The 12845-nt window shown below is 36.2% G+C and carries 11 protein-coding genes; 6 read left to right on the top strand and 5 right to left on the bottom strand.

Going from position 1 to position 12845, the window contains the following annotated elements; all coding sequences use genetic code 11:
- Positions 1-247: 247 nt before the first annotated feature.
- The 4 genes from WAA86_RS03165 to WAA86_RS03150 all read left to right on the top strand — a co-directional run bounded on the left by WAA86_RS03165 (position 248) and on the right by WAA86_RS03150 (position 2811).
- A complete protein-coding gene (locus tag WAA86_RS03165; RefSeq protein ID WP_337299528.1) occupies positions 248-589 on the top strand; it encodes a hypothetical protein in 342 nt (113 codons plus the stop codon).
- A 5-nt stretch (positions 590-594) separates the two neighbouring features.
- Positions 595-834, top strand: coding sequence for a hypothetical protein (locus WAA86_RS03160; RefSeq protein WP_337299527.1), 240 nt, complete (start codon positions 595-597; stop codon positions 832-834).
- Positions 835-876: 42 nt separating this feature from the next.
- Positions 877-1536 carry a hypothetical protein gene (locus WAA86_RS03155; protein WP_337299526.1) on the top strand — a complete coding sequence of 220 codons (660 nt, stop codon included), beginning with the start codon at positions 877-879 and terminating at the stop codon, positions 1534-1536.
- A gap of 171 nt (positions 1537-1707) precedes the next feature.
- Entirely contained in the window at positions 1708-2811 is a 1104-nt protein-coding gene (locus WAA86_RS03150; RefSeq protein ID WP_337299525.1) for a hypothetical protein, read from the top strand.
- A 380-nt stretch (positions 2812-3191) separates the two neighbouring features.
- Here WAA86_RS03150 and WAA86_RS03145 read toward each other — a convergent pair whose 3' ends face one another.
- Positions 3192-3980 (bottom strand): hypothetical protein, encoded by a 789-nt coding sequence (locus tag WAA86_RS03145; RefSeq protein WP_337299524.1) that lies wholly within the window; start codon positions 3978-3980, stop codon positions 3192-3194.
- A gap of 213 nt (positions 3981-4193) precedes the next feature.
- Between WAA86_RS03145 and WAA86_RS03140 the strand changes: the two genes are divergently transcribed.
- Positions 4194-4643, top strand: coding sequence for a hypothetical protein (locus WAA86_RS03140; RefSeq protein WP_337299523.1), 450 nt, complete (start codon positions 4194-4196; stop codon positions 4641-4643).
- Between the two features lie 140 nt (positions 4644-4783).
- Entirely contained in the window at positions 4784-5608 is an 825-nt protein-coding gene (locus tag WAA86_RS03135; RefSeq protein WP_337299522.1) for a hypothetical protein, read from the top strand.
- Between the two features lie 472 nt (positions 5609-6080).
- Here WAA86_RS03135 and WAA86_RS03130 read toward each other — a convergent pair whose 3' ends face one another.
- The 4 genes from WAA86_RS03130 to WAA86_RS03115 form a co-directional block, all read right to left on the bottom strand.
- Complete coding sequence (locus WAA86_RS03130) at positions 6081-6623, bottom strand: tyrosine-type recombinase/integrase (RefSeq protein WP_337299521.1); 543 nt, start codon at positions 6621-6623, stop codon at positions 6081-6083.
- A gap of 284 nt (positions 6624-6907) precedes the next feature.
- Positions 6908-8638, bottom strand: coding sequence for a recombinase family protein (locus WAA86_RS03125; RefSeq protein WP_337299520.1), 1731 nt, complete (start codon positions 8636-8638; stop codon positions 6908-6910).
- A gap of 127 nt (positions 8639-8765) precedes the next feature.
- Positions 8766-10277 (bottom strand): YifB family Mg chelatase-like AAA ATPase, encoded by a 1512-nt coding sequence (locus WAA86_RS03120; RefSeq protein WP_337299519.1) that lies wholly within the window; start codon positions 10275-10277, stop codon positions 8766-8768.
- Between the two features lie 102 nt (positions 10278-10379).
- Positions 10380-12788, bottom strand: a complete 2409-nt coding sequence (locus WAA86_RS03115; protein ID WP_337299518.1) for a penicillin acylase family protein — start codon at positions 12786-12788, stop codon at positions 10380-10382.
- Between the last annotated feature and the right edge of the window lie 57 nt (positions 12789-12845).

Here is a 12845-nt window from a genome sequence, read left to right as displayed (position 1 = left end):
GCTAAATTAGGTGCTTAAAACACGCAACAACCATATACAAACACGTTGTAGCCAATTTGAAAAATGAACGTATTTATTGAAAATTTAGAATATTACATCACCCAATACGAGTTGGAAAAACAAATATTCCGAATGGGTAAAGTAATCAAAAAAAAGAGGTTGGCTTGAAAAATCGGAATTTTTAGCAATATGTCTTTGGAAATCAAGAAGACCGAAACGATTATATGATTTAAACACTGATAAAGAAGTGATTTCCCAAACCAAATTAGCATTTAGCGAAAAGGATGAACTCAAAAAGATAAAAATTCTAAAGGAATTAAAAGGTGTTCAAATTCCAACTGCTTCGGCAATTTTATCAGCAGTTAATCCCGAAATTTATCCTATAATTGACGAAAGATGTCTTCAATCGTTGACGGATTTAGGAATGATAAAATGGAAAACCATTACAGAAAATAATTGGATTGAATATCTAAATATTATTAGAGTTTTATCACGTGAAAATAATAAAACAGCAAGAGAAATCGAAAAAGGACTTTTTGCATATAACAGAATAAACTTGGATAAGGAATATACTAACTTATATAAATAATAAATATGGCAAAAAAAGCAATTTCTGTGTCACACAGAATTAAAGGAGTATTAGATGATGATTATACTTTATACGATGATGGTTCAGTTCTTCATTTTTATGACAAGAGTATTTATCCAGGAGGACAGAACATTGAAGAAAACCTAACCGTTGATGATTTATCGCCAGAAATTAAACAACGCTTATATGATGATGCAAGTGCTGTCAATAAGGAGTTAGTTGGAAAAATTTTGAAACTGACATAGAAAAAAAACTTGCTACAAAAATGGCTATAAGGCATAATTAAAATGAGCTCAAAAGACAAAGTTGAAAATTTACTCAACAAATACTCAGATAGTACGCTATTTCGTGCTGGGGTAAATGCAATACCTTATGTTGGAGGAACTCTGGACATTCTTTTATCCTCTGGAATCCAGAAAAAATCTCAAGAGAGGTTTCAAAGCTTACTAAGTGAGCTTGAGTATCAATTAAAATGTATAGAGGGCGATAAATTAAATTATACTTATTTAGAATCAGAAGAGTTTTATGACCTTTTTGTACAGATTTCAAATTTAGCTGTCAGGACTCGATTACAAGAAAAAATTAAAATATATGCTAACATTTTAACCTCTTCTTTGATTTTAGAATTCCAGAACAATACAAAAGCGGAAGATGTTTTGAATATAATTGAAGGATTGACAGAAAATGATATAATACTAATTAAACTAATATCAGAATATTTGGAACTAGATAATGCCGATAAAGTAAATTCAAATAAAGTTTTCAGTTCTAGTTCTTTTTCTAATTTCTCGAATGATTTTACCGAGGAATTTATAATAATTGGACTTTTGAGATTATTAAAAAACAGTTTAATCTTTAAAAATCATGTGCAACATGCTCCAATTAATGGGCAAAAATTTCAAACAACGCCGATGTTCCATATTGTCAAGGAGTTTATATGTAAATAATTATGCATAACAATACCTATAATCAATTGTTATGCTTTTTCCACACTGAAAATGTTTCCCAATTAATACTAACTTTATGTCACGCGGGAAATGTCCTTAATACATTGACCGCAACTAATAATAGCCTAGACGTTAATTACCATTTAAACAAAAATCTACCCTTTAGAAAATATGTTATATATAAATGATGGAGATGAAATCCCCTTGGACAAAAAATTTCATAAAATTCATAATCTATGCGCAATAGTTTATGATCAACTTACTGAAATTTTTAGTCAAGAAAATTACTCCACTTTAAATAGCACAATATTCAATATCGACAAAGACAATAATCTAGATATTGAAAAATTGGTAAATGGCGAAATTCACGCGTTGGATTGGCTCAAAAGCAATGAATTGAATGACGAAATAAGACAAGTTCTTGTTAAGCATGTTACGATGTCTGTTTTAGCTGATTTTGTGAACTTTATTTTTGAATCTTTAAGTTGTGCGATGAGAGGTAAAATGTCAGTTGCATATGCACTCTTAAGAAAACCATTTACTGATGAACTTTTAATTTTTGAACAGATATTAGATAATGACGAAGATTTTATAAACAGATTTTTTCATGATGGGGAACCGTCTAATTACGACCCTAGTGCTAGAAATATTGATAAAAGAAAAATTATTAAAAATGCTCTGAAAAAATCTAAACCTAACATAGTCTTCAATTCAGAACTTATCTATGAATTAAGATACGATAAAACTTTAGGAAAGGGCATAAATGGGATTTCAAATCATGCCCTGCATATAGTTACAAATGACAAAAACTATAAAACAACAGAACAAAATCTAAATTTCGTATTCTCAACAAATGAAGATGTGTTAAAATATTGGAAAAATTATTATTTCCTTGTTCCTTATCTTTTAATTTATTCAGTTTCTGTAGTTGACAATATAATATCCCAGTTTTTAACGTTTAATGAAAGTAAACACTTTCTAAATGTAAAGGTAATGATCCGTTTGATTGGCATTCTGCTTTGGGATGAATGGATAGATGGAGAAAAAAATAAATATTCCAAAATATTTGAACTTCTTGCTGAAAAATTAAAATTAGATTGCGAAGAATGTGGAGCAAATATTGAACTAGAAAGATCCGATTTTGAATTATTTCTAGAGTCAGGCACATTCATCTGTCCTAATTGTTTTAATGGTCTTATTAATTCTCCAACTGCCATTAAAGGAATAAATGAATTCATTGAATTGTTGAAAAAGCTTAAGGAACCGGGCACGTAAAAAAAATAGCTAATAGAGTTTTGGCTGACCTCTCTGTGTCGGAAAATGACCGCCACAGGAGAGAGAGAACCCATGCTTTGTTTAACTTTTTTTTTAGTTATTATTAAGGGAATACTTTGACCTACTTTTGCACCCAGTGAGAAGGCTATTTAGCTGATATATAGGTATTTAAGTGAGGGGTAAATGTTAAAACTGTGCAGAAAAAAGTACTTTTGCACCGTACCCTCTGAGCCCAGTAAAACCGTTGGAGGATTTAGGTCACTTTTAAGCATAAAAAGAGCCCCTCTAAGGAGCTCAAATCTATCAGGAATCTATCAGGATGTTTAGAGGTTTAAATACACGTTATCAAGCTCCTCCTGTCTTATCCCTAAATCAATATTTTATTTTAGGTCATCATCAGATAGCCAAAATTTTTCTTTTAAAGCTTCAATTTCACTGTATAATTCCTTTATTTTTTCAATGGCAGACTTTCTTTTCTCTTCCTCTGTTTTTCTAATGAATTTTAAATGCTTGACTAATTTTTTATTTCGCACCCACCTAAAGGAATTTTTTCTTCCATTTTCAAGTAATTGAGTAATATTGGTTCTGATCTTTTCTATATCATTAGGATCGCAACCTTTGCGAGCTTCATTTATATCAATTTCTATACAATCAATTTTATTTCGCTCGAGATATTCTCTTTTTTGGTTATTAATTCCACTTGTCACTTTGAATTCGATATAGAGTTCAGATTTCCCTTTAATGCCTATTGCATCAGGTTGTATAGATGTTATTTGATCAGACACTCTCTTCTCGATAATCACTTCGTCGAAAACTACCAAACTTGTTTTGCCCACCAAATCCGAGTATCCTTCATAAGGAGAGTAAACAAAAAGCCTCTTAGACTTTTCTAATATCTCTTTGGCAACTAAATGATATATTGTTTCCCCTGAAGGATCACAATTAGATTTTGAAATGTGGTAAAAATGAGCAGTTTTTTGGTGTTTCTGTAGCTGAAGAGCAAGTGATTTGTCCTTATTTTTTGCTCCAACGGGTTCTCCACAAACTGGACAATAACAATTTGTGTTCTTACCTCTAGGAACATTGTAGACTGAAACCCATTCATTGGTATCTACATTTTTAGCAAAATGAAAAGGCAGGCTTGGTCTACGGTCGTTATAATCGTACATGTGCCCAAAAATAGAATTGTTCTCAATTAAATCAAATTTAGTTCAATGGTTGTTGTAAATTAAAATCTGTACTTAGTTATAAACCCCATTATTTCATTTAAATATTCTATATCATCTTAAAAATTGATTTTTTTTAGTTTCTTTTATATACTGTAATAGAAGTCAAAAGATAACTTGTTAACTTCAGCCTAACGTTGTCTGTAATTATATTAAATGCATAATGGAAAATCAAAATCTGGACTAGAATTTTATAGGTTACTTCATGAATCTGAGCAATTTACTTCAGAATTAGGAAAGGTGACTCTAGCATCAGGAAAGTTAGAAACTGAAATCAAATTTTTACTTATCGAAAATCAAATCAAAGGAGATTATGAAAAAGCTACATTAGGAAAATTAATTGAGGTCGCTTCTAATCACAATTTGTTTGATAAAAATTGGATAATGTCTCTTAAACAGATTTCAAAACAGCGGAATTATTTAACTCATAATTTGTACGCTCTCTTTTCCGATTTAATAGAGGAAACAATTCTAGAAAAAACTAATTTACTCGACTTAGACGTTACTTTGTTTATATCACGGGTAAGACATCTAAATAAGGATTTGGATGGATTAGCCAATTTAATTAGAGAGAAAATAATTAACTCCAGACAAAAAGGGCTATAATTCATTGTTTAGTATATTTACTACAATTCAAAACTTTTAGTACATTAGACCGACATGATCCCAAGCTCGATTTTGATTAACATTAAATCTTAGTAACGGAATCTTAGCCCAACCGTTGGCTGTAATTAAACCTAAACCATATGCTTACAAATACATTGATTGAGAACAGTATCGGATTGATTAAAACTTACTGTCCGAATTTATTACTATTCCTAAACGAAAAGGAATTCACAAAATTTCTTTCCAAAGCAATTGAACATACAGAAAAGTATAATGGTGGAACACCAAATAACAACTTCATTATTACATTCTTTAAGTTATTATGGGAACACAAGTCAAATGAATCTAATGAGATAAGAAATGAATTTGGATATTTTAACTACTTACTTGGCGAATTTGATAAATATGGAAATAAAAAGGAATTTAAAAACCTACTAGTAGGAGTTCTCTATAATTTCAAGAGCAATAATTTTCATCACACTCTTGGAGAAATAGCTGTATGTTTAGATTTAAACTTAAAAAACAAATTCGAAAAATATGAACGAATACTTGATAACCAAAAGAGTATTGATTATGAATTCATTGATGGTAATGGAAAATTAATGCTTATTGATGTTTTGACGATTGATTACAAAAAGGAGAGATACGAAAAAGAAAAATTTAATACCTTTTTGGACGGAAGATTACGAGCAAAATTCGAGGATAAAAGCAAAGATTTAGATTTGGAGACTAAAAATAAAATTTTTGTTTTTCCTATTTTATCTGGCTTTACGATTGAAATTATAAAAGAACAATCTGAATATTTAAAGAAATTAAGTAATTCGACAATTGAAAAAGATGGTTTTCAAACCTTTCCACCCAGAGCTTTTGGAAATATTCAAGGCACCTTTTTTAGTCTCTTTACTATTGACGAAATAGTTGACCCAGAGAAAATAAAAAAAAATCACAGCCAACATGGTTTTTAAAACATAGCTAAAAAGTGCTTAACTGAAAGGTTTTTGCCTATTAACAAAGTTCACCAATTTTTTAAATTTGACTTTTAAAGTGAATAAGATAAAAACAAAAATCTTAGAACATTGGGAGGATCCATGAATTTTTTAACTTGTTAGGAGGGTAATTAGGCTGGAGCTTTGGCTGATCTCCACAGGTCAGGAAAAATCCTCTCCCTGTGGAGAAAAAACTCCTGCTTTGTGGTTAGCTTTTTTTAAATAGTATTATTAAGGGATAACTTTAGACAAGTTTTGCCACTTGTGTAGAGGTTATTTATCTGATAGAGAGGTATTTAAGTGAGTGGTAAATGTTAAAACTGTGCAAGAAATTCAAGTTTTGCCAGACCTCTGGGAACCCCAGTAAAACCGTTAAACTATTTACGTCACTTTTAAGCATAAAAAGAGCCCCTTTAAGGAGCTCAAATCTATCTGGAATATGTCGGGATGTTTAGAGGTTCATGTATACATCATCCAGCTCCTCCTGTCTTATCCCTAGGTACCTCTTAGTTACTGCATAAGTCGTATGATTAAACAACTCATTTAAAAATCCTAGAGCTCTGTCTGAGTGGTTGTCGTTCTCCCAGACTCTACGTCCAAAGGATTTACGCAAGCTATGAGAGGATATCCTGTCTCCACTAAAGGCACCCTTTATCATCCTGTTAATGTGCTGTATAGAATATACAGAGCCTTTCTGAGACGTAAAAGCCTTACCTCCTAGCTGGTAGGTCATATCATCCTTAAAACTCTCTACAGCCTCTCTAACATGGTTATTCACTTTTAGCTTTCTGGTCTTACCTGTTTTTTGCTCTATGATAGTAAACTCCTCAGACCTTAGCTGATCAAAAGTCAGAGAGAGCAGGTCTCCTGCCCTCAATCCAAAGTTAATACCACAGATAATATAAAGCCCAAAATTAGGATTAGAGCCAGATTTAATCAGTCTCTTACCCTTGTTTAGTGCTGTGTCGAAATTAATGTATGTGGCTCCTGTCATTATGTAAATTTTAATTTTTTATTGCAAAGATGTAAATATTATTCAGTTACCAAATAAAATCTAACAAACTGAACATTATTTTTATTGATTATGCGCTGAGCCCCTATAAAATATAGTAATGTTCACTTTTGTAAATAACTGAGCATTTTATTTAAAGCTGTGCATGCGCAAAAAATCAGCATAAAACAAAGGATTTCACCCCCCACCCCAATGTCCATTTTATACGGTTTTCTAAATTTTTAAGCAAACCCCTTAATAAAGACCGCACAAATACTTTAAATAAATCACATATATATCTCATTATCAGTATCATAGCTATTAAATACTCTCTCATCAAATTGTAAGCTAGTCCTAAGGCATCTACTGATTACTGGGTCAGTGATCATCCAGCTATCATCTGTAGCCTCCTCAGCTAGTCTCTTATACTTCTCAGTATTCATAATGATCTCATTTCCTCTCTGTTCTACAAAAATATTATATCTGGTATCAGTCACATACTGCTCATTAGGTATGTCTAAATGAAACTCTATTAAAATGTGATAGGCTCTATCAATATATAGGACATGGATTTTTTTAACATACTTCTGAATCAATCCCTGCTTTAAGTTAAATGAGGCTTTATTCTTTACCTCATCTAGCTCAGAATAAACGTTCTTAGCTTTAGTAGCATTATCTACCCTGTAATCTATTTCCTGCTCTAATTTGGTTATACGGTTCTTATGTTCTATCTCCTCCAGATCATAGCCCTCTAAAGTACTTCTTAGTTGTGATTTATCTACAATACCCTCCAGCACTAAATCTACAGCTCTAGTCCTCTTTTTTCTAACAGCATCTAATTTGCTCTTGACATCTTTGACCTGATATCTGAGAGTCTGTATTTTCTCATCAGTTCTATCTTCACTTAAATACTCCTGAGCCAATTCCATAATATGCTTATCCATAAACAGACGCTCCCAGATAAGAGTATCTAAAGCTCCTTTTTTGATCTCTCTAGCTTGGCACCTCTCTCCTCTCCTCAGTCTTTTGTTCACACATCTATAAGCGTCACCGTCTTTTCTACGTCCAGAGAGAGCTCTACCTGTCATCCTTTTACCGCAGGCACCACAGACAACTAAACCAGACAATAGGTATTTATGCTCTGATTTCTGTCCTCTCTTCAATCCTTTATCTAATCTAATTGCTACTTTATCCCAGAGGGTTTTATCAATGATAGCAGGACATGGGTATACTTCTCCTCCGTGCACTCTCTCTCCTATGTACTTTCTATTTCTGAGGATACCCCTAATAGTACTATTGCCCCAAGTTGTGCCAGATTTAGTCCTGACCTCTGAGGTATTGGTGTGCACGTTTTTAACTATGAAATCCTTTTTACCATACTCAGATATTTTAGCGTATCTGGTAGGTATCCCTCTCCTATTTAGCTCGTGTGCTATGTTGATAGTGCCCTGACCAGTACTGGCTAGGGTAAAGATCAGCCTCACTACCTCTGCCTCCTGAGGATCAATGACCAGATTTTTATTCTCATCTGAGGTATAACCGTAAGCCTGTATACCTGTGGTTTTTCCCTCTGCTACATTCCTGTCTAATACTTTCTTGATCTTCTTAGATGTTGTCCTCCTAAAGCTAGCATCCATAATAGCCTTAAAACCTCCCATCATTCGGGTACTCTCATCCTCTAGGTCTACAGCTTTACCGTCCTCATACAGAGTCACTCCGTGCTCCATCATAATTTCCAGAAAGGTAAACCATGTGAGCTCCTCCCTAGCTAGCCTGTCCTGATTATGCACAAAGACAGCATCCAGTTTATCTGCCTCAATATCCGATAACATGCGAGTATAATCTACACGCTTACCAGTTTCACCTCCTCCAGATAGACCCTGATCTATATAGATAACAGGCTCAAAATTATTAGCCTTACAAAATTCTAACCCTGTGATTTTCTGTTCTTTAATACTCTTTTGATTTTCCCTATCTACTGAAATTCTACAGTAAATAGCGCATCTATTTTTATTCATACAAGGCAATTATACAACGAAAGTAAAAAAATGTTTCACAAATTAAAATCTAAGCCTGTGTAGTGAAATTCTTTACTTTTCTTTTTGTTCCCACTTTTATATTACTAAGTAAATAATATAATTTAAGTTACACATTTGTATATATAGCATCTCCAATATGCGATCCGTTAATTTCTGAGGCCTTTTCCAGATCAGCAATGGTCCTTGCCACTTTAAGGATACGGTCATACGCCCTTGCCGAAAGGTTAAGTCGTTCCATGGCATTTTTCAACAAGGTTTTGGAGGCTTCGTCAAGTTTGCAGTATTGTCTAATGTGCTTGGTATTCATTTGGGCATTGTAGTGCACGTGTTCCAATTGTTCGAATCTTTGGGTCTGTACATCCCTAGCTTTAGTTACCCGTTTGCGAATCTCCACGCTACCCTCTCCCTTTCGCTCTTCGGAGAGCTTTTCAAAGGGTACCGGAGTCACTTCTATATGAATGTCTATACGATCCAACAAAGGACCGGAAACCTTGCTAAGATAACGCTGCATTTCTGCGGGGGAAGATGACACAGGAGCATCCGGGTCATTAAAAAAGCCACTGGGACTGGGGTTCATACTAGCCACCAACATAAAACTACTGGGGTATGTCACGGTAAACCGTGCTCTGGAAATGGTTACCTCCCTATCTTCAAGAGGCTGCCGCATGACTTCCAGGACGCCCCTCTTAAATTCTGGAAGTTCATCCAAGAACAAAACCCCATTATGCGAAAGTGATATTTCCCCCGGTTGGGGATAGGTTCCACCTCCAACGAGGGCAACATCACTAATGGTGTGATGTGGACTCCTAAAGGGCCGCTGGTTCATAAGACCCATATTCTTGATCTTTCCCACCACACTGTGAATTTTTGTGGTCTCCAAGGCTTCATGAAGGGTCATGGGCGGTAAAATGGAAGGCAAACGTTTGGCCAACATGGTTTTTCCCGCTCCCGGGGGACCAATGAGAATAATATTATGACCTCCCGCAGCAGCTATTTCCATACAACGCTTGATGCTTTCTTGACCCTTGACATCAGAAAAATCAAACTCGGGAAAATCAAGGCTCTTATAAAATTCCTCCCTGGTATCTATAACAGTCTGTTCCAAGAGAGCACCACTGTCGAAATAGGCGATAACCTCTTTGATGTTTTCAATGCCATAAACTGCTAAACCACTGACAATGGCTGCTTCCCTCGCATTCTCCTTTGGCAATATAAAGCCTTCAAACCCTTCTTCCAATGCCTTTATGGCTATGGGCAATGCCCCTTTAATGGGCTGTAAACTACCATCAAGAGAGAGTTCTCCCATGATGATATATTTCTCCATGTTGTCTGATTTAATTTGATTGGAAGCAGTCAAAATTCCCAAGGCCAGCGTAAGATCATAAGCAGAGCCCTCTTTGCGCATATCGGCCGGGGCCATATTGATGGTGATTTTTTTACCTGGAATTTTATAGCCGTTGTTCTGCAGGGCGGCGGCAATCCTATAATTGCTCTCTTTAATGGCGTTGTCCGGCAAACCTACCAAATGATAGCCGATACCCTTGTCCACATTTACTTCGACGACGATCGTGGTGGCCTCGACCCCAAATACTGCGCTCCCGTAAACCTTTGACAACATAAAATAGACTTGTTTCTCCCTAAATGTAATTAAAAAATTAGGTATATACTATTTTCGATGGATAGAATTGGATTATGGCATGTTACTACCATTAAAATGATCTTAATTTCGTAAATCTTTTGCCGGCTGAAATATCAATAGGTTTTCAGATGACTTTTTTATCTCTTCTTCGTTCATCATCATCTTACGGAATTCCCCATTGACAAACATTTCTGCCTGGTCTTCATAATGAGGGCTGAACGGATTGCCCGATTGACCAGTGGGAAGAATACTTTGACTGTTCTCTATATCCGAAAAATCAATAATCCGTCGGGTAGACGGACCCGAATTTACCTGGTAAAAACCACTGGAATCATATGGAAACCCCATATTATTGATAACTTCCCTTGCTCCGATGACGGGAAAGGGACCTATATTAAAGAAACGACGGAACAAGGCTACTTTTCCTATGGGGTGTCCATGCTCCAAGGTATGCACTCGATTCCACGTCCACTGATCAGGATCCTCACCAAAATCTGCCTTCAATGATGTCAGAGCCTCTTTTAAGGCCATGGAAACTATTTCTTCCTTGGTTTCAACCCTATCGCCGGTCATCGCATTGTCGTACCATATGGATGTGGTTTTGTTGGCCAACGGAGCTATAGATCTTTTGATCAAGTGGGTCGCCAATAATTGTTGGAACAGCTCTGGTCCCAATTCATCCTCCAAGGTATATTTAAGGAAATAATAAATCCATCTTTGATAAATGGTCCCTGCTACCGTTTGAAGGGGATAACTGCCATCCCAATGCCTCAAGAGATCCACTGCTTTTCTGTGTTCCGGGGAAAATCTGGCAATTTCCATGGATCCTATAAGATCTTGTGCAACAGAAAAATCTACCGAAGAAGTCACATCCAAGATCATGTTTTGTGCACTGGACATATCCCAATCGTTCTTTGGCTCCAACAGTTGCACGATACGTTCTGCCCTGTTCTCGGGAAGGTAATAACCGGGATATAACATTCCGGCGATGGAATCTGGTTGGTTATTGGCCGAATAGACATACTTCCAAGGCGGATTTACAGCTTGGGGATTCTCCTCGAAATTGAGATAACGGACAATTTCATTTTTTCCTGATGCCCCATCCATGATCAATTTTGTATTTGTCCCTTCGGCCAATTGGTACAATTTTGCTGTGGCCCACCAAGCAATATTACCAAGGGCATCCCCATACATGATATTGAGGCCCGGAGCATGAATATTGGGCAAGGCCTTGCGAAAATCTCCCAACGTCTGTGCTTGACTCAATCCGTATACCGCTTCCATTATTCTATTTTCGCCTTGGGTATACATCCATGACATGGCTATGGGACGCGGTCCCGTCACTTGGTCTGCTATTCCGTTTAGAATAGGCCCATGCTTGGTTTTTTTGAACGTAAAGGTAACATCCTCTCCGTCCTTTACCTTGATCATTTTATGCAAGACCTCATATTTTTCCCAACCCTCGCTAGTTTTATACAGGGTACTGTCTGTAGGGTGTTGTTCCTCGTAGTAAAAATCCACATCATCATTTTCAAACATGGTAATCCCGTAGGCCAATTTACGGTCATGGCCCAACAGAGGAAAAGGGATCCCCGCCATATGATACCCGTATTTCTCATATGTTGGTGTACTCACATGGGCCTCATACCATACTGCGGGTTGTGCAAACCCAATATGGGGGTCATTCGCTAGGATCACCTTCCCGTTTTTCGTCTTTTCGGGTGCTATGACCCAGCTGTTGCTTCCTATAAACTGTGGAACAGGCAATCCGGTCAATGATTTTCCAAGTATGGCCACAACATTGTTTTGAATAGTATCAGAAACCGTACTTTGATAGTTTTTGATCCATTCCGTATTGTCATCTACTCCTACTTCCAGATCTTGGAGATATGACACCCCCAACTTGTCCTTAATATTGGCCAATAACGGGTCTGTTTTGTGGGCCATGGCAAAACTAAATCCCATGTACCCCACCGTATTATAAATATCTTTGAGTTGAAAGCGCTTTTTGGTGAGTCCTGTCAGGAAGAATTCCACTGGGGTAGGTCCTTTTTCTATGAAATGGTTCACACCATCCAAATAGGCTTGTGCAAGTTTGCGCTCTTCCGAATTTTTATCCAAAATCCCGACAGCTTTTTGCGAGGCGTCGTCTATGCCCAATGAGAGGAAAAATTGGTCTGTCCCTACCATATCCTCTCCAAACACTTCCGAAAGGCCACCACTCCCAATACGTCTTAATAGCTCCATTTGCCACAACCGGTCCTGGGCATGTACATAACCCAAAACCCGCATGGCATCTTGCTCGTTGGAAGCATAAATGTGAGGAATGCCATAGGTGTCAAAATAAACGGAGACAGGCTCCGAAATACCAGGTAATTGCTTCTTCCCTTTATAGTCGGGCTTCAGGGTCTGGATGAATATAATCAATGCCAATGACAGCAATCCAAAGACCAATAAAATTATTGCCAATACCTTTTTTGTCCTATTCACTTCCAACTTTTTACTTGCTGAAAGATAACCTTAATTTCCAGAAATGAAAAAGGCTGC

This window comes from Sediminicola sp. 1XM1-17 (genome assembly GCF_037203765.1).
Taxonomy (GTDB): domain Bacteria; phylum Bacteroidota; class Bacteroidia; order Flavobacteriales; family Flavobacteriaceae; genus Sediminicola.
The sequence above is the reverse complement of the archived record's forward strand: the minus strand, read 5'-3'. Positions and strand labels throughout refer to the sequence as shown.